Origin of the sequence: Rhodococcus sp. MSC1_016 (assembly GCF_023667485.2) — a bacterium.
Classification (GTDB): domain Bacteria; phylum Actinomycetota; class Actinomycetes; order Mycobacteriales; family Mycobacteriaceae; genus Rhodococcus_F; species Rhodococcus_F oxybenzonivorans.
Window position 1 is genome coordinate 152,347 of sequence record NZ_JAMOZI020000001.1, and the last position, 19,854, is coordinate 172,200.

A 19,854-nucleotide genomic window follows, 5' to 3' on the forward strand; every position below is an offset into this window, starting at 1 on the left:
CTTTTCCCGTCTGCCCCCGCACGGAAGAATCCGGTCCCATGGTCTACGCCATCTCCATCCTCGCCCTCATACTGATCTTCACCATCGCCACCAAGGTGCCGATCAACATGGGCATCCTCGCCTTCGCCGGCGCCTTCCTCGTCGGCGGATGGGTGTCGGGGATCCCGATCGACGACATCGTCGACGCCTTTCCCGGTGACATCTTCCTGATCGTCGCCGGCATCACCTTGCTGTTCGCCATCGCCAAGGCCAACGGCACCATCAACATCATCGTCGAATCGGCCCTACGCCTGGTCCACGGACGGCGGTGGGCGCTGGTGTGGATGATGTTCCTGCTCTCCGGCGCGCTGATGGCGCTGGGGTCACCGATGGCGGCGGGCATGCTCGCGCCCATCGCGATGCGGCTGGCCGGGAAAAAGAAGATCAACCCCCTGCTGATGGGCATGGCCATCAACCACGGCGCTCTGGGCTGCGCGTTCTCGCCCATCACGATCTACGGCGCCTTCGTCAACGGATTGATCAAATCCGCCGGGTACGAAGCGAACCCGCTGCTGCTGTTCATCGTTCCCTTCGCACTGAACGCCCTGTTCTTCGCCGTCCTGTTCGCCATCTACGGCCGCGACCTGCTCCACGAGCTGCCCGAAGACCGTGACGAGATCACCGGCGCCGGCGGCAGCGCAGGCGCACCGACCCGCCCCGGTACCACCCTCAGCACCGGTACCCGCACCGGCGCCGGCGCCGCGACCGCCGTCCTGCCCGACGTCGACGTCATCGGCTACACCCCGTTCAACCGGGAACGGGTCGCCACCCTCATCGGAATCCTCCTCCTCGCAGTAGGTTCGGTGACCTTCAACGTCGACGTCGGCGTCAGCTCGATCTGCATCAGCACGGTGCTGCTGCTGATGGCCCCGAAGAAGATGCCCCGGATCGAAGACAAGGTGGCGTGGCCGGCCGTCGTCCTGGTCTGCGGCATGCTCACCTACATGACGGTGCTCAAACAAAATGGCACCCTCGACTTCCTCGGCGACGCCGCCACCCGCCTCGGTTCCCCCCTCGCCGCCGCGCTGATCCTGCTGTACGCCGTGGCGATCATCTCCGCGGTCGGCTCCTCGATCGGCACCCTGGGCATCGCGCTGCCGCTGGCCGCACCCATGCTCGCCGCCGGGGAACTCGGCGTGCTGGGGTTCATCATCGCGCTGGCCTTCGCCTCCACCGTCGTCGACGTCAGTCCCTTCGCCACGAACGGATCCATCGTGGTGGCCGAGGCCGAAGTCGAAGACCGCCAACGGTTCCAACGCAACGTCCTGGCCTACTGCGGTCTGGTGGTACTCCTCGCCCCGCTGGTGGCGTGGGCCCTGATCGTCCTTCCCACCTCGCTCTGACCCCCGGCCCTTCAGGAAGGTGCACCCATGCCCGTCACCATCACCGACGTCGTCCTGCGCGACGGTCTGCAGGACGAGAACGTCCTCGTCGCCACCGCCGACAAACTCGTCATCGCCGACGCGCTCGTGACCGCCGGTATCCGGCAGATCGAAGCCGTGTCCTTCGTCTCGCCCACCCGCGTCCCGCAGATGGCCGACGCCGACGCCCTCATCGCCCGATTGCAGCCCTACCGCGCCACCACACAGGTCAGCGCCCTGGCTCTGAACGCCACCGGGGTTCACCGGGCGGTGGCGGCCGGCGTGGACGTTGTGCACATCGCGGCTTCGGCCAGTTCCGCACACAGCCAAGCGAACGCCGGCAAATCTGCCGCGCAGGCCCTCGAGGATCTCTCCCAAGCGGTGGCCGGCTACCCGGAGCAACGATTCCTCGGCGGAATATCCACCGCATTCGTCTGCCCGTTCGAGGGACTCATCTCACCCCCGCGGCTGGTCGAAGTCGCCGAACAATTCGCAACCATGGGCATACGCGCTCTGGGTTTGGCCGACACCCTGGGCACCGCCACCACCGAGCACGTGCTCACCGCGGTCGGCTCCGTGCGCGAAGCACTGCCCGACGTCACCATCGGACTGCATCTGCACAACGCTGACGGCCAAGCACTGACCACCGCCCTGCACGCAGCGCGCCATCTGGGCATCGAACACTTCGACAGCGCCGTCGGCGGCTACGGTGGGTGCCCGTTCGCACCGGGAGCCCACGGCAACCTCGCCACCGAGGAACTGGTCGCGCATTTTCACAGCCACGACGTGGACACCGGCATCGATCTCCAACAGCTCACCACCGCAGCAGCGACGGTCAAACGCATCCTCGCCGATTCCCCGCAGCTGTCGAAGGAATGATCGGCGAGTACGCGGCAGGTGTCCTCCCACCCCGGAGAAGCACGGCGACGTCGCGAGCGAAGAACTCGTCTACACCTCAGCGCGAATGCTGCAATCGCGGCGACCGGATCGAGTCTTGGTATCGACTCCGCAGGCCTCGGGAAGCTCGTACTCGTCGAAGTTTGGGTCGGCGTGCCCCAGAACCTGGGCTACCACCGACATCGCCTTCCTCCGAATCGCCTCGGTGTGTAGTGGTGACAACGGTTCAACTGTGGTGTGGTCGATCTCCCGATAATGTCCAGCACGGTCACACCGAAATGGTGCATCTGACCAGTTCATGGTTCGCGATCTCTGCAGCGAACTCGCGCGCATTCGACTCAACGGCATTGGTGCCTCCTCCGACAGAAAATGTTGGTCCCTTCCCTGCCGAGGGGAAGAACCCTACGGCTGCGGAGGTTCAGGGAGCCTCGCGCTATCACCGAGAGTTGTTCGATATCCCCATTTCTCCGGGAGCAGATCCACCACGAGATCCCCGCTCGTGGACCAGGCCGAATTTCGATGGCGAATCCGCCGCGAACTTTCGGTGTCGCGTCACCGGTGTGCTCCGGCGGCGAGGGGAACTCGGCGCCGGAGCCCGGCGGCGGTCAGATCCAGGGCATGTCGGGGTCGAGGGAATGGGAGATCACGCCGTCGTCGGGTTCGAGGGGGTAGTTCGCGGCGTGGTACGTGGCGCTGGAGTTGCCGAAGAGGTCGACGCCTCCCGGCTGGGTGAGCGAGGTGCCCGGCTCATAGAGTTCGACCTGCTCGGGGACGTCCTCGTCGGGGGCATCGCAGGCGACCATGGGCCACGCGTTGGCGCATCCGATGCGGTCGCGCACCTGGAAGGTCTGCGGGAAGTTCGGTCCGGCGGCATCGGTGGGTACTGCTGCGGCGGTGGCACTCTGGGCCAGCACGGCACCGAAGGCGAGGGCGACGCCGGCTGCGGCCGCGGCTGCGGTGCGTGTTGTGATCGAGGACATTCTGCGGCTCCTGAAGTTCGGGGTTTTGGTGTTCTCGGACGGCTACTAGTTTTCGCCGGAAGTCGGCGTTCGATAACTCCCCGGAGGGGGTGGTCGGTGACCCGGCAGGGGGAAAGAAAATACCCCTAGGAGGGGTTCCGCGGAGATCGCACAATGTCAGTTTCGGCTCGGCAGGCGGAGTGGCTGCCCGGGCCGTCGAGCGCGGAGATCACTGGTCCCGGGTGCAGGGCACGGTCGCGGACCTATTCGAAGATTCGAAAATCATTACGATCATTTCGAATGGAAGGGGTTCAGGATGGGTGCGCAGGCGTTGGATCAGCACACGTACCTGCCGCAGGCGGCAGAGGGCGCTGAGTTGGCGGAGGTGGTGGGGTTCCTCGATGCGCATGAGCGGCGCCGCGGGCGACGATGTTGACGACGCAGCAGGCCGCGGATCTGCTGGGGGTCAGCCGGCCGACAGTGCGCCGGCTGATCGATGTGGGGGATTTGCCGGCGGAGAAGGTCGGCACCTGGCATCGGCTGTTGTTGCGCGATGTGCTCGAGTATCAGCAGCAGCGCCGGTCCCGCCAGTACGAGGCGCTCGCCCAGACCGCTGTCGAGATCGACGACGAGGACGATCCGGCGATGGTGGCTGAGCAGTTGAAGATCGCGCGAAAGGCGGTTGCGGAGCGTCGGCGCACCCGCAGTGGGGGCGGGTCAGCTGCGATGGGTGGTCGATAGGGCTGCCGGGGTGTTCGCAGCAGTTCTCGATACCTGTGTTCGTGGCCGAGCCTGAAGCGGGACTTTCTGCTGCCCATGGCCGTTGAGGGCTTGTACCGGCCGTTGTGGTCGGAGGTAATTCTCGACAAGCTCGAATTCCATGAGGCCGCCAAGCTCGAACGACGTGGGCACAGTGCGGCGGCGGCGCAAGCGACTGGTGCGCGGCTCGTGGGGACGATGCGCGAGCACTTCGACGACGCCCTCGTGACTGGCTGGGAGCCGCTCGAGGGTACGTTCTCGCTGCCGGATCCTGACGATGAGCACGTCGTTGCGGCCGCCGTCGTCGGCGGAGCCGGGCTGATCGTCACCCTGAATCGGAAAGACTTTCCACGAGCCCAAATTCCGGGACACATCCAGGTGGTCTCGCCGGCGGAGTTTGCGGCCGATACGGTGTCGGTGTTACCGACTGCGGCGGCGCGGGCGGTCGAGATGCTTGCGACCCGCCTGGCGCGACCACCGATGACCGTGGACGAGGTCCTCGATCAGTTGGTGGCGCGTTACGGCATGGACGATGCGGTTGCGCTGCTGCGTGATCGAGGCTGATTGCCATCCGGACGTGGCCATAAGTGCTGAATTGAGCTGTGCCGCGGCGGCTTAGCCGACCTCCTTAGCTAGCCAGTCAGCGTTCATCGATGGCCTTGCCGTGGTTGGATTTTTTCGTCAGGGTGCGAGGGCGCGCATTGCCAGGTCGACGACGGCGTCCGCGTGGTTGTGGGTGAGTGGATGCGCTCCGCTTTGCCAGCGGTAGAAGGCTTTCTGGTTGCACCTGCCGTTGCCGCTGACACGTTCTACAGCCAAAGGCAGGCCTGGGTAACAGCACGGACGGGCTGGTGCGTCCCTGCAGATCACAGCAGATCGTCAACCTGCCGCAGCGCGTCACTGATTCGTGAACGCGCGGCTTCGGCGAGACCCTGCACCGGCTGCGGCAGATCGGGTGATTCGACGAGGCCGAGGTGTTCGGCGATGGCGGATACGACGCGCAGGCTTCCATAGATACGGAACAATTCCCAGATGGGTTCGAGTCGATTGGACAGCGCGGTAGCGGTCTTCCGGTCGTCGTTCCGAGATGCGCGGGTCAGGGCCAGGCATGGCTTGGGAAGCACGCCGGCAAGCGCGCTGTACCACACGTCGCAGCCGGCGTTGAGGCCGATCGCGGCGAAGGCGTCTCCGCTGACGCCGATGGTGACCGTCGACGGGATGTGAGAACGGAGGGAGTTCACTCGACGGGCTGCCTCGGCGGGGTCGAGGGGGACACCGGGAATCTTGATCGATCCGATCTTCGGAAGTTCGGCGATCCGGCCGTGCAGTTCATCGGTGAAAGTGAAGTGGGTGGTACCGGGATTGTCGTAGACGCACAGCGGTACGGACAGTTCACATTCGGGAGAACGCGGACTCGTCGATTTCTGTCTCGTTCACGGGGGTGAGGGGGAACGCGGACAGTCCGGTGCACATCGGTCGAACCTCACTTCGCTCGGGTGTGGGACAAAGTACGCGAGGCGTTGGCGAGGATTCAGATCGCCCCGAGGTGACAGAATGTCAGCGCCCGAGGCATTCGGTCCCTCGTCCGAATTCCGCAGCTCGGTCCCGTTGACGCTGACGTTCTTGCCGGGGTGATCGGATCAGTGTGCTGTTCTGCGTGCGAATGCTGTGATCGCCAATAGGTAGCCGCCGAGTGTGATTCCGGCACACCACAACACTGCGAGCCAGGCAGTGTCGGCGACCGGTCCGCCGGTGAGCAGACCCCGAACGGTTTCGATCACCGGGGTGACCGGCTGGTTCTCGGCGAACGAGTGCAACCAGGCCGGCATGGTGTCGGTTGGGACGAACGCACTGCTCACGTAGGGGAGGAACAAGAGGAAGAAGGTGAATCCCCCGGCTGCTTCCTCACTGCCGGCGAGTAGTCCCAGTGCGGCGGCGAGCCAGGAGATGGCGAGGATGAACAACGCAATGATCCCGAACGCGGCCAACCACTCCAGGGGCCCGGCGGACGGTCGGAAACCCATCACCAGCGCGACGGCGATAACGACCCATGACGTCACGAGGTTACGTGCGACGCTGGAGAGGACGTGACCGAACAGGAACGCGGATCGGGTGATCGGCATCGACCGGAACCTGTCGACGATGCCGTGCACCATGTCGCTCGCCACGCCGGCCGCCGTCTGCGAGGAGCCGAATCCCGCGCACAGCAGGATGATCCCCGGAACGACGTAGTTCAGGTAGCCGGTGCCGGTGTCCATCGCCCCGCCGAAAACGTAGACGAAAAGCAGCAGAAGCAGTACCGGAAGGACGACGCCCATGATCACGGTCTCGGGGCTGCGCAGGATGCGTGTCGTGGTGTGGGCGGTCATCGCGGCGACATCGGCGACGGGGTGGGGGCGGGTGTCGACGGTCATCGGGCTGTTGCCTCGTTTCGGATCGGTGCGGCGGGGGTCTTGTCGGTGAGCGCGAAGAACACGTCGTCGAGGCTGGCGGAGTGGAGCGACAGGGTCCCGACAGTCACGCTCTGGTCGTCGACCCGGTCGAGGAGGGCTTTGATCTGACCGATGCTCCCGTCCGTCGGGATCGCAATCGTGCAGCGGTCCGCGTCGACCACGACCTCGTCGAAGGAGGCGGCGACTGTCTCGAGCTGGGACGGCTGGGTGAGCATCAGCTCGAGGTGGCCCCCGGGAACGAGTCGTTTCAGTTCGTCGGGAGTACCTTCCGCAACGATCCTGCCCTCGTCGAGCACGGCGACGCGGTCGGCGAGTTGGTCTGCCTCTTCGAGGTATTGGGTAGTGAGAAAGATCGTCACACCGTCGTTGGCGAGGCGCCGGACGACATCCCACATCGTCTGCCGGCTCCGTGGGTCGAGTCCGGTGGTGGGTTCGTCGAGAAAAATCACCTCCGGCCGGGCAACCAAGCTCATCGCGAGGTCGAGGCGGCGTGCCATGCCACCCGAGTACGTGCCTGCGCGCCGCCTGCCCGCGTCGACCAGGTCGAATTGTTCGAGCAGCTCGCGCGCCCGCTGTCTGCCCTCGGCTCGACCGAGATGACCGAGGCGGGCCATCAGCCGCAAGTTCTCCTCGGCGGTGAGCAGGTCGTCGACGGCCGCGTACTGGCCGGTGAGACTGATCGAGCGTCGGATGCCCTGGGCGTCGTCGTGCAGGTCTCGTCCGGCGATGGTCACGGTGCCCGCATCGGCTGGTGTGAGGGTCGACAGGATGCGGACCATCGTGGTCTTGCCTGCGCCGTTGACCCCGAGAAGTGCGAACACGCTGCCGCGTGGAACGAGGAGGTCGACGCCGTCGAGGACGGCGACGTCCCGGAACGATTTTCGCAATCCGGTGACGGTGATCGCGGGATCGCAGTGGCGGTCAGCGACCGCCGACCCAAACTGTGTACGACGTATATTCATGGTGTGCAGCGTACGCAGTTTTAAGATGAGCGCAAGACCCCGACGAAGTGGAATACCGATGACACAGCCCCTCGAAGGCCCGACAAGCCGCACGCCCGCCGACCTGCCCAAGGCAATGAGGCTGGCATGGGGATTGGAGGAGGCCGGGTCGCGCGGTCCCCGCAAGGGGCTCACGCTCGACCGGGTGCTCGACGCCGCGATCGAGGTGGCCGACGTCGAAGGTCTCGCGGGGCTGTCGATGAGCCGCGTTGCCAAGCAACTGGGGTTCACCACCATGTCGCTCTACCGGTATGTCGACAGCAAGGATGACCTGATCGAGCTGATGGCGGACCGCGCGATCGGCGCCCCGCCCACCGACCTGCCGGTGTCCGGTCCGTGTAGGGACCGGCTCGAAGCCTGGGCCCGAGCCGAGTACCGGAGCGCACGCGTCCATGCTTGGTGGGCTGAACTGTCCATTTCGGCGCCGCCGACCGGGCCGAACAACCTGTCGTGGCTCGAGGCGGGACTGCGCACCCTCGCGGACACAACGTTGCCCGAAGACACGAAGGTGCAAGTGGTACTCAATGTTTCACTGTTCGTGATAGGGCGCGCCCGGTTCGTCAACGACCTGGAGCGGTCGGCGGCGTCCACCACACCGGTCGACTATTCGCAGATGCTCCCACTCCTGCTCGACCGGGAGCGATTCCCCGCGCTACTGTCCGCGATCGCCGCCGGGGCATTCGATCCGGACGGGAGCGACGACGCCGATTGGCTCGAGGACGACTTCCGCTTCGGCCTCGACCGCATGCTCGACGGCATAGACCGGTTGGTGGAGAAAACCGACGCCGGATGACGCCGCCGCGGAATTCGCTGCGGACCGTGACCGGGGCCGGTTCCCGGGCGGAGCGCAGTTTACGGGAGCTACCCGGGCGGCATCTGCCGGAACCTCTGAACGTAGGAATTCCAATTCCAGGTGGATAGGAACGCTTGTGCCGCTTCGTATCCGTTTCGGTGGAGAGCCTCGACGTCTTCCTGGTGAATGTCGAAGTCGAGGGCCCCGACATCGGTGGAGTTCACCCGAATTGCCCGGACACTCACCCACGGCTGGTTCAGGTACGCCTGATCGCGACCGACGAGCATGGTGGTGAGAACGCTTTCGAACAGGTGCGGTGGCCCGAGAAGGCGCAGGAGTCTGAGATGGGGGATGACGTCATCGTTCCCGGCCGGCAGATTGGGCAGAACGGTGACCCCGAAGGTGGGCCGTCGGGGCAACTGTCCATCGGTCCGATCCAGTGAATCGATCGGGAAGTTCGAGAGCACTCCGCCGTCTACCAGCGTCGAGGTCATTCCGGCGGCACTGGTCAACGAGACTGGACGGAAGAAGAACGGGATCGCCATGGACGCCCGTACCGCGTCGGCGACGGATTGAGCGTTGGGGTCGAGGCCGTAGACCCGTTCAAAGTCCCAGGGCAGGCGGACCAGTTGCCCCGTCGTCACGTCGGTCACGGTGACCACCAGCCTGTACCGCTGTTTCATTGGCAGGGTGCCGTCAATCTCGAGGTCGTGAAAGGTAGAGACTCCGAGCCTCTCGAGCGTGTCCTTGATCCACTGGTGGACACGATCGCCCCGGTAGAGTCCGGTGCCCCGCAGCAGCGCCCACGATTGCCCGAGAATCGGGATGTTCTCGAGGAGACCGGGATCGAGAAACTCTCGATAGTTGAGATGGGTGAGTCTCTTCAACTGCTCGCCGGTCACAGGTTCCCCGCTGGCGGTGACGGCCGCAAGGATGGCACCCACGACCGCGCCCGCCGACGTACCGGACACGCGATGAATCGTGTATCCGGCATCGATGAGCGCAGACGCGGCGCCGACCAACCCGATTCCTTTGACGCCGCCACCTGCTAGGACGAGGTCGGCTTCTTTGCTCTCCCGTGACGCAGTCACATCCATCTACCCCCTGGCCGCTTGTACATCCGCCCCGGTCGCACCTGACGCGGACCCTGGTGCCAGCGCTGGTGCGGCCGGAGTGTCAAAATTGCGCTCTGCGCCCATCGTCCTCGCTCCGTCGCCGGGGAAGGGCGAATTCGAGAGGTTCCGTACATTGCGCCCCGATTTTCTGGTCCACCAGTAGAATCGGGCCGGCCCACACTCACATCGTCCGGTGTCTGGCACGTCTGCACGCGGACTCGCACTGTCGCATCATCCTGAAACTCTCGCTGCGATGTCCGCGTGCACCCACAGCGTCACGGCCGTGTCCGCCCCACTACCGATTACCTTGACGCAGCAACCGGGTGAAACCAGCCCGCGAACCGGCCACCGTCAGCCCCTCTTTCGCCACCTCTCGCAGGACTGGTGCGTCCGTGCCGCGGCCGGCGATCTCACTCTGCATGAACTGCAAATCTCGCGCATCGTTGCCGGTCCATCTGGTCACCTCGTCCATCAGCTCAGCCACCTGTTCATCCCACTCCTCGTCTGCGACGGCATCCGGCCGGACAAGGAAGATGTCGATGTCGCTGTCGATCGACATCGTTCCGCGTGCAGCGGAGCCGAACACGGCGGCATACACCGGGGGAATCTTCCAGCTGGCGAACCGCGCCTCCAACCTGCGCAGGAATTCCCCTGACAAACCGGCGAGACCGATGATATGAGGGAAGGCCAAGTGCTCACGATTGAGCTGATACACGAACGCGTTAGTTCGGGTGCATCGATTTCAGGTGTTGGCGGATGAGCGATGAGACGTGATCGGCGAGTCATTGCCGTGTCATCCGACGATGGCGGCCTGGCCGATTTAGTCTCGAATGATGGTGCGCGCAGCCGACTTCATCAAGCAGGTGGTCTCCTCGACGCTCTACCGACCGGACGGGACAGTGGAAACGACCCGAGATCCGGCGGTGTGGACCCTGGCTCACCGCGGATACAGCGGGTCCGGTCGCCTCGACGTGTGGGCCTACCGAACACAGGCTGCCGCACTTCGAGCGGGTGCCGTCCTGGCGATGGAAGCCGGCATGGACGAAGACCCTCAATGTGCAGAACTGTTTGCGGCAGGCCGCTGGTCGGAAGTGATGGAGCGGTATGAAGAGCTGAGCCCGGAAGGTCATCTGTTGCGAGTTCAGGCCGCGTTCCTGCAAGCGTAGGCGCCGAACAGGCCACGGCGAGGGGGCTCGACTGCGAGGATGGTGCGTGGGTCGGGACCCCCACTACCGGAGGATTCCATGTCTCGGCTTCTGCGCCTGACCCTCATCGCGTCCACGGTGGCCGCCGCCTTGTCCCTGACCGCGACGCCCGCAAATGCAGCACCACCACCTGTTCCGAGTGGATGCGCACTGCAGTACTTCGTGATCGGTGCCGTGTCTACGTGTGATCCCGGGACTGTGAACGCTCATCGGGTGGAGCTACATTGCCAGCTACTCGGTGCGTTCCCCTATATGCACTTCCCTGTGTGGGGACCGGAGGCGCCCACTTTTCTGCCCTCCATCGCGCTGTGCCTGCCCCTCCACTTCGGGCTAGGCCCTACGGTGCACGCCCGTTAGGTGCAGGTGCGATTGACCTGAGGTAATGACATGCCCGAGGGCACGGTCGCACCGTAAAGTTCCCTCCGGCCGATGAGATCCACCTGATCCTCGGCCTGGCCCCACGCAATCCCACAGCACGTCGTCGACGACCCCCAGTCCGCGAGATGCAGGGCCGCCGTCGTGTCGCAGCGATCGTGGTCAGTGGGTTGAAGTGGTGCGATTCGTGTCGAGCACTCTTCGTGTCTGGGTGACGAGTCGGTCGAGCCACGCGTCGGTGCCGACCGCCCGGCGGAGGGGTTCGTTGGGCAGTTCGACGCTCACGGGGAGGTCGGGGGGCAGTGTCGACCAGATGTCGGTGAGGTTGATGCCCCCGGTGCCAGGCACGAGCCGTTCCTCACGCGCGTGGCGGACGAGTTCGGCGTCGTTGTTGGGTGCAGGCACCGAACCGTCGCACATCTGCGCGTAATGCAGCCACTCTCGTGGGATCGCCGCCAGGTCGTCGAGGGTCGTCGTCGAACGGGCGGTATGCAGAGCGTCGATCAGTACGCTACGCGCCGGCCCGTCGGCCTGCGACACGATCTCGACCGCGGTGGTCGCGTCGGGCACAGCCGTCCACGGCATGAACTCGAGGCTCGCGACGATGCCGTACTGCGCGCACAGTTCCGCCAGCCGGGCGTAGGAGTCGGTGAGCCGGGCGCGGTCGCGGTCGTCGCCGCCGACGAGCACGGCCTTCGCGCCGAGGCGTGCGCCCGCCTCGAGCAGCGGAACATACGACTTCGGGTCGAAATCTGCTCGCAGCCGGATGATTTCGAGATCGAACACCTCGATCGGCGAATCGTCGAGGCGACGGATCAGTGCATCGAGGGCGGCGTCGTCCTCGTGCAGCGGGTAGGCGGTGGTGCCGGGCGCGGCGGGCAGCAGCCGGATCCCGATGGTGTCGAAGCCGTGCTTCTCGGCGAGGTCCACCTGCTGCAGCGGCGCGGTGTCGAGCACGGTGAGTGCGGCGAGTCCGAGTGGGGCGGTCATCGCAGATCTCCTGTCGGCGAGGCGAGGTGGCGACCGGTGAGGTAGCCGAAGGTCATGGCTGGGCCGAGGTTGATACCGCCGGACGGGTAGTGGCCCCCCATGACGCTGGACTGGTCGACCCCGACGGCGAACAGCCCGTCGATCGGCTGGTCGTCGTCGTTCAGTACCCGGGACATGCTGTCGGTGACCAGACCGGCGAACGTACCGAAGCTGCCGGGTACCACCTTGACCGCGTAGAACGGGCCTTCTTCGAGCGGTGCGAGGGAGGGGTTGGGCCACGGGTTGTCGGGATCGCCGGAGCCGACGGTGAAGGGTGTGGTGCCGCGGCCGAACTCGGGGTCGACGCCGTCGCGGGCGCCCTCGTTGAACGCTGCGACCGTCTTCTCCAGGCCGTCGGGGTCGACGCCGATCTTCTCGGCTAGTTCGCGCACCGTGCGGCCGCGGGTGAGGTAGCCGGATTTCAGGTACGGCCACGTCGGGATCGGCAGCGGCTTGGCCATGCCGAGCGGGAAGTACCGCAGGTACCGCTGGTCGGCGATCAACCAGGAGCAGACCTCGTCGCCGTCGGGGACCTGTTCGACCATCGCGAGGGTGTAGTCGTGGTAGCCGAGGGCCTCGTTGACGAAGCGGCGGCCGTCTGCGAGAACGCCGATGACGCCGGGCTTTCCGCGGTCGAGGATGTGCGGGAACACACCCTCTTTGCCGTTGCGGTACCGGATGATCGACACTGGGCAGTACGCCACCGGGGACGCGACCGAGCGGTCGAGGCGGCCGCCGACCGATTCGCCGAGGGTGATGCCGTCGCCGGTGGTCGTGGACGGGGTGAGGGTCCAGTGTTCACGGCCCGTGGGTGTGCGGGGAAAAAGTTCGCGGCGCCGGTCGATGTCGCGACTGAAGCCACCTGTCGCGAGAACGACTCCGCGGCGGGCGGACACGGAGTAGGCCCCGTCCGGGCCCTCCAGCCGGACACCGGTGACGGTGCCCGCCGAGTCGGTGGTCAGCGCGGTGGCCGCCGTGCTCACGCGGATCTCGACGCCGGCGTCGAGCGCCGACCGCAGCAGCCGGCCGACGAGCGCGGTGCCGTTGACGAGTTGCTGGCCGCGGCGTGTGGTGGCGAGGTCGAGCAGGTGCGTGGACACCCTGCGGGCGCAGTGCGCGAACGCCTTCGCCGAGCGGGTCGAGTGCAGGAAGGCCTGGAGGTCCGGACCGGCCATGATGCCCATGCCGAGGAACGACGTCTCGTAGAGCTGCCGACGCAGGAGCGCCGCGACGTCGGGGCCGAGTTTCCGGAGGCTCGCCGGCTTCGGACCGACGGAGCGGTGCCCCGTGCCCGCACCCGGTGTGTCGCCGTGGATGTCGGCGATCTTCGCGCCCGGAACGAACTGTAGCGCCGTCTTCTTCTCGAAGAACTCCACCATCTCGGGTGCGCCGTCGAGCAGGGCGTCGACCTTGGCGGCGTCGAAGTTCTCACCGAGTCGGTGCTCGAGATAGGTGCGCGGCAGCGAGCGGTCCTCGTTCACGCCGTCCGCGTGTGCGAACAGGTTCCGCGGCGTCCACATCCAGCCGCCGGACCACGCCGTCGCGCCGCCGCACGTGTCCGCCTTCTCGACGACGAGGACGGAGGCTCCCCCGTCGGCTGCGGCCACGGCGGCGGACAGACCGCCCGCTCCGGAGCCGATGACGACGACGTCATAGGTGGCGATGGTGTGTTCGGGGGTCATAGCGTCTCCTGAGCGGATGTCGTTGCGAATGTCGTTGCGGGCGTGAGGTCGACGACCCGGCCGGTGCGCGAAGACTCGTAGATCGCCGCGATGATCGCCAGCGAGGCGCGCGCGTCACGTCCGGTGACGGCAGGGTCGCGACCGGTCAGGACGGCGTCCGCGAAGTCCTGCACCTGGAGTGTGTGGAAGTCGGCGAGTCCGGCGTTGACGTCGGTGACGGCGAGATTGGCGCGGACGTCGGGGGTGAACGGGGTGCGGAACTCCACTTCGCCGGGGGCCGTCCAGATCTCGTTGACGCCCTCCCTGCCCTCTGGGAACTCGAGGACGCTCGCAATCGCACCGGTCTGCCCGATCACGGTGACCCGGTTGCCGAGGTTGTGGTTGGCGCCGGTGGTCGCGGTGACGGTAGCCGTGCCGCCCGACGCGAACGAGACGACGGCGGACGCGCTGTCCTCGGTCTCGATGTGGTCGCCGTGTGTGTGGGTGCGGGTGACGCCGCTCACCGACACGGCTTCACCCATGAACCACTGGAGCATGTCGATCTGGTGGACGGCCTGCGTCATCAGGACACCGCCGCCGTCGGTGTCCCACCGTCCGCGCCATTCGTCGGCGGAGTAGTAGGACGACGGGCGGTGGAGAAGCACCGACGCCTCACCGAGCACCGGAATACCGATTCGGCCGTCGTCGATGGCCGTCCTGATGCGCTGCGCGGCCGGCCAGAACCGGCGCTGGAACAGCACACCGAACGTGATGCCCGCGAGCTCGGCGGCCGCGATCATCCGGTCGGCCGCGGCGACGTCGACCGCGATCGGCTTCTCACACAGCACGTGGATTCCGGCCTCCGCCGCAGCGACGACCACCTGCTCGTGCGCCGGATGCGGGGTGCAGACTGTGCACGCATCGAGGCCGAGGGCGATCAGCTCCTCCATCGAACCGACGGCCCGCGCGATGCCGTGCGCGGATGCGAACTCGTGGGCGCGGTCGACGTCGGGGTCGCAGCAGCCGATCAGCGCGACGCCGGGCACCTGCTGCAGGGCCCGGGCGTGGTTGCCGGCGATCTTGCCGCAGCCGACGATGCCGATACGTAGGGCCATCAGTAGTGCTCCTCGGTTTCGACGTCCCGGGCCGCGGACTCGCCGCGGTCGAGACGGTTCAGGGCGGCCACGTCGTCGGTGGTGAGCCGCACGTCGAGGGCGGCGAGGTTCTCGGCCTGGCGCGCGGGATTCGCGGATCTCGCGACCGGCACGACTCCTTGCGCGAAGTGCCAGGCCAGGACCACCTGTGCGGGGGTGCGGTCGAGGCGCCGGGCGATGTCGGTGACCACGGGTGAGTCGAGCACCTCGCCGCGGCCCAGCGGGCTCCACGACTGCGTGGACACGCCGAGTTCGTCGTTCGCGCGCCGGACGGGTAGCCGGGCGAGCGACGGGTCCATCTGGATCTGGTTGACTGCCGGCGTTTCTCCGGTTTCGGTGACGACGCGACGCAGGTGCTGCTCCAGGAAATTGGAGACGCCGACGTAGCGGACGAGGCCGGCGTCGCGGCACGCGAGCATCGCCTCGAACGCCGCCACGTACCTGTCGTGGCGTGGCAGCGGCCAGTGGATGAGGAACAGGTCGAGCCGATCGAGTCCCAGATTCTTCAGGCTGCGCTCGACCGCGCCGCGGATGTCGCCTGACACGTGGTCGCTTCCACGCAGTTTCGTGGTGACGAACAGCTCCTCGCGGGGCAGTCCGCACTCCGCGAGCGCCACACCCACTGCCTCTTCGTTGTCGTAGATCGTGGCGGTGTCGACGAGCCGGTAGCCGGCCTCGATGCCGGACAGCACGGCCCGTGTGGCGTCCGGACCGGTCAGTGGCCAGGTCCCGAGACCGAGGGGCGGCATGTCGATCACGCGCTGACCTCCTCGCGAGCATCCGCGGCCGCGGTGATCTTCGCGGCGACGTCGGCTGCGGTGACGAGAGCGGCGTGGATGGAGCCGCCGTCGCCACTCGCGTCACCGACCGTGTGGACGCCGAGTCGCGGTGCCAGCGCCCGCACTGCGGCGAGCAGGTCGGTGCGCGGCTCGACGCCGTGCGAGATCAGCAGTTCGCCGGGAGCGTCCACCACCCGCTCGTCTCCGGCGGTCGAGATCACCACCCGGTCTTTCTCGATCCGCGTCACGATCGACGACAGGTGGGTGGTGAGGTTCGCACTCTCCGCGAGCCGCGGCAGCAGCACGATCTTTCCGCGCCTGCCGACGTCGTGGGCGATCGTCTCCTGCGGGCCGATCATGACCACCTCGGTGCCGTGCTGGAGCAGGTCGTCGGCGACCGCGGCCGCTTCCCGGTCGGCGCCGAAGATCGTGATCGCCGCGGGTGCGGGGTCTCCGGATTCCAGGAACTCGCGGACGTCGCGGACCCTCCGGGTGTCGGCCCCGGGGAGGTCGACGTCCGGTCCGCGGCCGCCCGTCGCGAGCACGACGGCGTCGAAGTCCAGGCCGGCCAATGCGGCGGCGTCGACCCGGGTGCCGAGGTGGCAGGTGATGTCGAGGTCGGCGATCTCGGCGAGGTACCAGTCGACGATCCGTGAGTACTCGGGGTACTCGTGCAGTCGCGCAGCCAACGCGAAATCGCCACCGAGACTGCCCCGTTCGTCGTACAGGTCTACACGGTGCCCGGCGAGCGCGAGGTCGCGGGCGGCCGCCATCCCCGACGGCCCGCCGCCGACGACGGCGACACGCACCGCCGCGGCCGCCGGTTCCGACGGCTGCTCGAGTTCGCGGCCCACCCACGGATTGACCGAGCACGGAACGGGTCCGGCGGCGAGGCTGTCGATGCAGTAGTTGCAGGCGATGCAGGGCCGGTACCGGCCGCCGTCCAGGGCGCGGTTTGGGAAGTCCGGGTCGGCGTGCAGGGTGCGGGCCATGCTCACGAAGTCGGCCTGCCCGGATTCGATGATCTGCGCCGCGACCTCGGGTGAGCTGATCCGGCCTGCGACTCCGACGGGGAGGTCGAAGTCCCGCGTGTACTGCTCGGAAAACGCGGCGAGGAGTCCGCGCGGCCACTCGCCGGGTTGGATGATCCACTGCCCGGATTCGTAGTTACCGGCGGAGACGTCGAGGAAATCGAGCCGGTCGGTGTCGATCGCGTCGATCCGGGCGCGAGTCGTCTCCGCGTCGAGACCGCCGTCGACGGCCTCGAACGCCGAAAATCGCAATCCGAGAGCGATACCCGGCGCCATCGTCCGCACGGCGTCGATCACCTTGTTGACGAACAGCGCCGGATCGGCCCACTCGTCGTCGCGGTGGTTGTACGCCGGCGAGAGAAACTGGTGGATGAGGTAGCCGTGACCGCCGTGCAGCGAAATCACATCGACCCCGGCCTGTTGACAGCGCGCGGCGGCCTCACCGAAGCATTCGATGATGTGCAAGATGTCGTCGCCGTCGAGTTGCTCGGGCATTTCACCGCCGACCACCGCGCACGGGATCGGTGACGGTGCGACGGGGACGAATCCGCTGACGGAACCCTGCGCGGTGCGGCCGCCGTGATTGAGTTCGACGCCGACGAGCGCGCCCTGCGCATGGATCGCCTCGGCCATCTTCGCGATGCCCGGGATGCGTTCGTCGACGTCCACACCCATCTGCCGGATACGCCCCTTGCCGTCGGCCCGCACGTAGCTGGCCTCGGTGAAGACGAGAGCTGCGCCGCCCGCCGCACGACGCTCGAGGTACGCGATGTACTCGTCGGTCATCGTGCCGTCGACCTCGCAGTAGTTGCGCTCCATCGGCGCCGACACGAAGCGGTTGCGCAGTCGCACGTTGCCCAGGTCGAGTGGTGCGGCGAACGGACGCGCGGTCATCGGGACTCCTCGAGAACGGTCGGGGCGCACTGATCGGCGAGCAGTTCGCCGAGGTGACGTCGCATGCGGTCTGGGTCGGGCGTGATGCCGGTGAGGAGGGCGAACGTGTCGGCCGCCTGAGCGACGAGCATCTGACCGCCGTCGAGCACATCACAGCCGAGAGCTGTTGCTGCCGCGACGAGTTCGGTCCGAAGCGGGCGGTAGACGATGTCGGCGACCCACAGTCCGGGATGGAGCGCGTCGGTGTCGAACGGCGTTCCAGGATGTCCGACCATGCCGATCGGGGAGGCGTTGACGACGCCGTCGCAGTGTTCCAGGTTCGCTTCGATCGCGTCGAGGGAAATGGCCGTGACCCGCGTCTGCGGGAAGCCCGCCGCGAGGCGGGCGCAGACGTCCGCCGCACGGGCCGGGTCGAGGTCGGCGACCCGCAGGTCCGTCACTCCGGCGGCGGCGAGCGCGTAGGCGACGGCCGAACCGGCACCGCCCGCACCGGCGAGGACGACGCGGCCGAGCGTGGCATCGGGCAGCCCCCTGCGCAGCGCTGCGAGGAATCCGCTGTGGTCGGTGTTGTGACCGATCAGCCGCCCGTCACGGACGACGACGGTATTGACGGCACCGAGAAGTTGCGCGTTGCCGGACAATTCGTCGAGGGAGTCGACGACCACCTGCTTGCACGGATGGGTGACGTTGAGTCCGGTGCAACCCGCTGCGACGGCCTGCCGCAGCGCTTCGCCGGAACGGTCGACGGGAATGCCCTCCGCCGCGACGTCGAGCAGGTCGTAGCGGTAGTCGGTCAGGCCGAGGGCGGCGGCCTCGTGTTCGTGCAGCGCCGGCGACAGGGACGTGGCGATCCCTGCCCCGACGAGGTGGATCCGGTGCCGGGTGGATACGGGGTGCATGAAAATCTCCTGCAGTGGTGAAGGTCCGGTCAGGCGTCGGTGCGGACGAGCGCCTGGTGCCGCGTGCCGGCCGTCGTCGTACCGGGTTCGCCGAGCTGCTCGGTGGGTGTGCGGTACGTTTCGGGACCGGTGAGCGCGGCGACCGACGACAGCAGCGCGAAGCCCAGACACATCCAGGCGACTGGGGCCCAGTTCGCGGTGTCACCCGCCGACAGCCACTGCGCGATGGCTGGGGTGAAGCCGGCGACCAACAGTCCCAGCATGAGACTTACGGCCATTCCGGTGTACCGGACCTTAGCGGGGAACTGCTCGGGGAAGTACGCCGGGTACACGCCGTTGGGCATCGCGTAGAACAGGCCGATCAGAACGATGCCGGCCGCGAATACCATCGGCGCGCTGCCCGTTCCGATCGCGTGGAAGAACACGAACACCATGCCCGCGGCACCGACGGCGCCCGTCACGAACACCGGTTTGCGGCCGATCCGGTCGGCGAGCATTCCGAACAGCGGCTGGGTGAGGACCGCGACGAAGTTGGCGACGGCGATGGCCCACAGCATCGTGGAGCGTTCGAGCCCGGCGACCTGCACCGCGTACGCCAACGCGAAGACGTTGACGATGGTGTTGATCATCGCGAACGTCGCGCTGAGGCTGATGCGGATCACGGTGCGCCAGTGCGAGCGGAACATCTCGACCACAGGAATGCCCGCGGTGTCGTCGTGTTCCTTCAACTCTTCGAAGACCTCCGGCTCGTCGAGCTTGCGACGCAGCCACACCGCTACACCCGTCACGACGATGCTGAGGAGGAAGGGCACACGCCAGCCCCACGAGTAGAGCGCGTCATCCGGCAGCGCGGCCACGGGAATGAACACCAGGCTCGAGAGCACGATGCCGAACATGATGCCGCTCATGGTGAACGAGGTGTAGAACGAGCGACGGTTGTCCGGTGCGTGCTCGAGCGTCAACGCGGAGGATCCCGGCGATTCGCCGCCTGCCGACAGGCCCTGCAGCAATCGCAGGAACACCAGGATGACGGGTGCGGCGATGCCGATCTGGTCGTATGTGGGCAGGCACCCGACGACCACGGTCGCGATACCCATGAGCAGGAGGCACGCCAGCAGCGAATTCTTGCGCCCGTATCGATCCCCGAGATGTCCCCACAGCACTGCGCCGAGCGGACGCGCGATATACGCGACACCGAGCGTGCCGATCGACAGCAGGGTCGCCGTGGCTCCTCCGCCCGGGAAGAAGATTCGCGGAAAGACCAGCGCGGCCGCGGACCCGTAGATGAAGAAGTCGTAGTACTCCAGCGTGCTGCCGAGGAACCCCGAGACGGCGGCCCGGCGGGCGTTCTCGTTCGGTTGTCCCCCGGTGTCACGAGTAGAGGTGCTTGCCATGGTGTTCCTTTCGTCCCAGGGATCCGGTGCGCCGCGAAGCGCTTCTTCGGAGGTGA

Annotated in this window: 21 protein-coding genes; 7 read left to right on the forward strand and 14 right to left on the reverse strand. The window is 66.9% G+C overall.

Translation table 11 applies throughout. From position 1 onward, the window contains the following. Positions 1-38 precede the first annotated feature (38 nt). Positions 39-1,382, forward strand: a complete 1,344-nt coding sequence (locus tag L1080_RS00715; protein ID WP_250772241.1) for an SLC13 family permease — start codon at positions 39-41, stop codon at positions 1,380-1,382. Positions 1,383-1,409: 27 nt separating this feature from the next. Further along, positions 1,410-2,279 carry a hydroxymethylglutaryl-CoA lyase gene (locus L1080_RS00720; RefSeq protein WP_250772238.1) on the forward strand — a complete coding sequence of 290 codons (870 nt, stop codon included), beginning with the start codon at positions 1,410-1,412 and terminating at the stop codon, positions 2,277-2,279. A gap of 623 nt (positions 2,280-2,902) precedes the next feature. On the opposite strand, the gene L1080_RS00725 is transcribed toward L1080_RS00720, so the two are convergent. Next, a complete protein-coding gene (locus L1080_RS00725; RefSeq protein WP_250772236.1) occupies positions 2,903-3,277 on the reverse strand; it encodes a hypothetical protein in 375 nt (124 codons plus the stop codon). 408 nt (positions 3,278-3,685) lie between these two features. On the opposite strand from L1080_RS00725, the gene L1080_RS00730 reads away from it, so the two are divergent. After that, positions 3,686-3,997, forward strand: coding sequence for a helix-turn-helix domain-containing protein (locus L1080_RS00730; protein WP_250772233.1), 312 nt, complete (start codon positions 3,686-3,688; stop codon positions 3,995-3,997). 75 nt (positions 3,998-4,072) lie between these two features. Further along, positions 4,073-4,579: a PIN domain-containing protein gene (locus L1080_RS00735; protein ID WP_250772231.1), complete on the forward strand. Its 507-nt coding sequence runs from the start codon at positions 4,073-4,075 to the stop codon at positions 4,577-4,579. Positions 4,580-4,696: 117 nt separating this feature from the next. Here L1080_RS00735 and L1080_RS00740 read toward each other — a convergent pair whose 3' ends face one another. From L1080_RS00740 to L1080_RS00755, 4 genes are all read right to left on the reverse strand, one after another. Next, positions 4,697-4,834 (reverse strand): hypothetical protein, encoded by a 138-nt coding sequence (locus L1080_RS00740; protein ID WP_250772229.1) that lies wholly within the window; start codon positions 4,832-4,834, stop codon positions 4,697-4,699. Positions 4,835-4,881: 47 nt separating this feature from the next. After that, entirely contained in the window at positions 4,882-5,406 is a 525-nt protein-coding gene (locus L1080_RS00745; protein ID WP_459032180.1) for a dihydrodipicolinate synthase family protein, read from the reverse strand. A 249-nt stretch (positions 5,407-5,655) separates the two neighbouring features. Beyond that, positions 5,656-6,429 (reverse strand): ABC transporter permease, encoded by a 774-nt coding sequence (locus tag L1080_RS00750; protein ID WP_374434133.1) that lies wholly within the window; start codon positions 6,427-6,429, stop codon positions 5,656-5,658. Then, positions 6,426-7,430: an ATP-binding cassette domain-containing protein gene (locus L1080_RS00755; protein WP_250772226.1), complete on the reverse strand. Its 1,005-nt coding sequence runs from the start codon at positions 7,428-7,430 to the stop codon at positions 6,426-6,428. The genes L1080_RS00750 and L1080_RS00755 overlap by 4 nt, the downstream gene beginning before the upstream one ends. Before the next feature lie 58 nt (positions 7,431-7,488). Between L1080_RS00755 and L1080_RS00760 the strand changes: the two genes are divergently transcribed. Continuing rightward, entirely contained in the window at positions 7,489-8,262 is a 774-nt protein-coding gene (locus L1080_RS00760) for a TetR/AcrR family transcriptional regulator (RefSeq protein ID WP_159924508.1), read from the forward strand. A gap of 68 nt (positions 8,263-8,330) precedes the next feature. On the opposite strand, the gene L1080_RS00765 is transcribed toward L1080_RS00760, so the two are convergent. Then, positions 8,331-9,359, reverse strand: coding sequence for a patatin-like phospholipase family protein (locus L1080_RS00765; RefSeq protein WP_250772223.1), 1,029 nt, complete (start codon positions 9,357-9,359; stop codon positions 8,331-8,333). Between the two features lie 313 nt (positions 9,360-9,672). Next, positions 9,673-10,068, reverse strand: a complete 396-nt coding sequence (locus tag L1080_RS00770; RefSeq protein ID WP_250772221.1) for a nucleotidyltransferase domain-containing protein — start codon at positions 10,066-10,068, stop codon at positions 9,673-9,675. Positions 10,069-10,210: 142 nt separating this feature from the next. Here L1080_RS00770 and L1080_RS00775 point away from each other — a divergent pair, with 142 nt between their 5' ends. Both L1080_RS00775 and L1080_RS00780 read left to right on the forward strand, forming a co-directional pair. Next, complete coding sequence (locus tag L1080_RS00775) at positions 10,211-10,543, forward strand: hypothetical protein (RefSeq protein WP_250772219.1); 333 nt, start codon at positions 10,211-10,213, stop codon at positions 10,541-10,543. Between the two features lie 78 nt (positions 10,544-10,621). Beyond that, complete coding sequence (locus tag L1080_RS00780; RefSeq protein ID WP_250772216.1) at positions 10,622-10,939, forward strand: hypothetical protein; 318 nt, start codon at positions 10,622-10,624, stop codon at positions 10,937-10,939. A gap of 180 nt (positions 10,940-11,119) precedes the next feature. Here L1080_RS00780 and L1080_RS00785 read toward each other — a convergent pair whose 3' ends face one another. The 7 genes from L1080_RS00785 to L1080_RS00815 are packed head-to-tail and all read right to left on the reverse strand — an operon-like array spanning position 11,120 to position 19,798. Continuing rightward, positions 11,120-11,947, reverse strand: coding sequence for a sugar phosphate isomerase/epimerase family protein (locus tag L1080_RS00785; RefSeq protein ID WP_250772214.1), 828 nt, complete (start codon positions 11,945-11,947; stop codon positions 11,120-11,122). Continuing rightward, positions 11,944-13,668 (reverse strand): FAD-dependent oxidoreductase, encoded by a 1,725-nt coding sequence (locus L1080_RS00790; protein WP_250772212.1) that lies wholly within the window; start codon positions 13,666-13,668, stop codon positions 11,944-11,946. Before L1080_RS00790 ends, L1080_RS00785 begins: the two co-directional genes overlap by 4 nt. Continuing rightward, entirely contained in the window at positions 13,665-14,762 is a 1,098-nt protein-coding gene (locus L1080_RS00795) for a Gfo/Idh/MocA family protein (protein ID WP_250772210.1), read from the reverse strand. Before L1080_RS00795 ends, L1080_RS00790 begins: the two co-directional genes overlap by 4 nt. Then, entirely contained in the window at positions 14,762-15,559 is a 798-nt protein-coding gene (locus tag L1080_RS00800) for an aldo/keto reductase (protein WP_250772208.1), read from the reverse strand. The genes L1080_RS00795 and L1080_RS00800 overlap by 1 nt, the downstream gene beginning before the upstream one ends. Then, positions 15,556-17,505, reverse strand: a complete 1,950-nt coding sequence (locus tag L1080_RS00805; RefSeq protein ID WP_250772206.1) for an oxidoreductase — start codon at positions 17,503-17,505, stop codon at positions 15,556-15,558. The genes L1080_RS00800 and L1080_RS00805 overlap by 4 nt, the downstream gene beginning before the upstream one ends. After that, a complete protein-coding gene (locus L1080_RS00810) occupies positions 17,502-18,404 on the reverse strand; it encodes a shikimate dehydrogenase (RefSeq protein ID WP_250772204.1) in 903 nt (300 codons plus the stop codon). Before L1080_RS00810 ends, L1080_RS00805 begins: the two co-directional genes overlap by 4 nt. Positions 18,405-18,433: 29 nt before the next feature. Then, complete coding sequence (locus tag L1080_RS00815; protein ID WP_250772202.1) at positions 18,434-19,798, reverse strand: MFS transporter; 1,365 nt, start codon at positions 19,796-19,798, stop codon at positions 18,434-18,436. Positions 19,799-19,854 lie beyond the last annotated feature (56 nt).

What these genes read in the sequence shown, in the direction of transcription:
- L1080_RS00780 (WP_250772216.1), top strand. Translation starts at nt 10,622, where the DNA reads ATGTCTCGGCTTCTGCGCCTGACCCTCATCGCGTCCACGGTGGCCGCC.
- L1080_RS00755 (WP_250772226.1), bottom strand. Translation starts at nt 7,430, where the DNA reads ATGAATATACGTCGTACACAGTTTGGGTCGGCGGTCGCTGACCGCCAC.
- L1080_RS00815 (WP_250772202.1), bottom strand. Translation starts at nt 19,798, where the DNA reads ATGGCAAGCACCTCTACTCGTGACACCGGGGGACAACCGAACGAGAAC.
- L1080_RS00730 (WP_250772233.1), top strand. Translation starts at nt 3,686, where the DNA reads ATGTTGACGACGCAGCAGGCCGCGGATCTGCTGGGGGTCAGCCGGCCG.
- L1080_RS00725 (WP_250772236.1), bottom strand. Translation starts at nt 3,277, where the DNA reads ATGTCCTCGATCACAACACGCACCGCAGCCGCGGCCGCAGCCGGCGTC.
- L1080_RS00735 (WP_250772231.1), top strand. Translation starts at nt 4,073, where the DNA reads ATGGCCGTTGAGGGCTTGTACCGGCCGTTGTGGTCGGAGGTAATTCTC.
- L1080_RS00765 (WP_250772223.1), bottom strand. Translation starts at nt 9,359, where the DNA reads ATGGATGTGACTGCGTCACGGGAGAGCAAAGAAGCCGACCTCGTCCTA.
- L1080_RS00715 (WP_250772241.1), top strand. Translation starts at nt 39, where the DNA reads ATGGTCTACGCCATCTCCATCCTCGCCCTCATACTGATCTTCACCATC.
- L1080_RS00810 (WP_250772204.1), bottom strand. Translation starts at nt 18,404, where the DNA reads ATGCACCCCGTATCCACCCGGCACCGGATCCACCTCGTCGGGGCAGGG.
- L1080_RS00750 (WP_374434133.1), bottom strand. Translation starts at nt 6,429, where the DNA reads ATGACCGTCGACACCCGCCCCCACCCCGTCGCCGATGTCGCCGCGATG.
- L1080_RS00775 (WP_250772219.1), top strand. Translation starts at nt 10,211, where the DNA reads ATGGTGCGCGCAGCCGACTTCATCAAGCAGGTGGTCTCCTCGACGCTC.
- L1080_RS00790 (WP_250772212.1), bottom strand. Translation starts at nt 13,668, where the DNA reads ATGACCCCCGAACACACCATCGCCACCTATGACGTCGTCGTCATCGGC.
- L1080_RS00760 (WP_159924508.1), top strand. Translation starts at nt 7,489, where the DNA reads ATGACACAGCCCCTCGAAGGCCCGACAAGCCGCACGCCCGCCGACCTG.
- L1080_RS00720 (WP_250772238.1), top strand. Translation starts at nt 1,410, where the DNA reads ATGCCCGTCACCATCACCGACGTCGTCCTGCGCGACGGTCTGCAGGAC.
- L1080_RS00795 (WP_250772210.1), bottom strand. Translation starts at nt 14,762, where the DNA reads ATGGCCCTACGTATCGGCATCGTCGGCTGCGGCAAGATCGCCGGCAAC.
- L1080_RS00805 (WP_250772206.1), bottom strand. Translation starts at nt 17,505, where the DNA reads ATGACCGCGCGTCCGTTCGCCGCACCACTCGACCTGGGCAACGTGCGA.
- L1080_RS00785 (WP_250772214.1), bottom strand. Translation starts at nt 11,947, where the DNA reads ATGACCGCCCCACTCGGACTCGCCGCACTCACCGTGCTCGACACCGCG.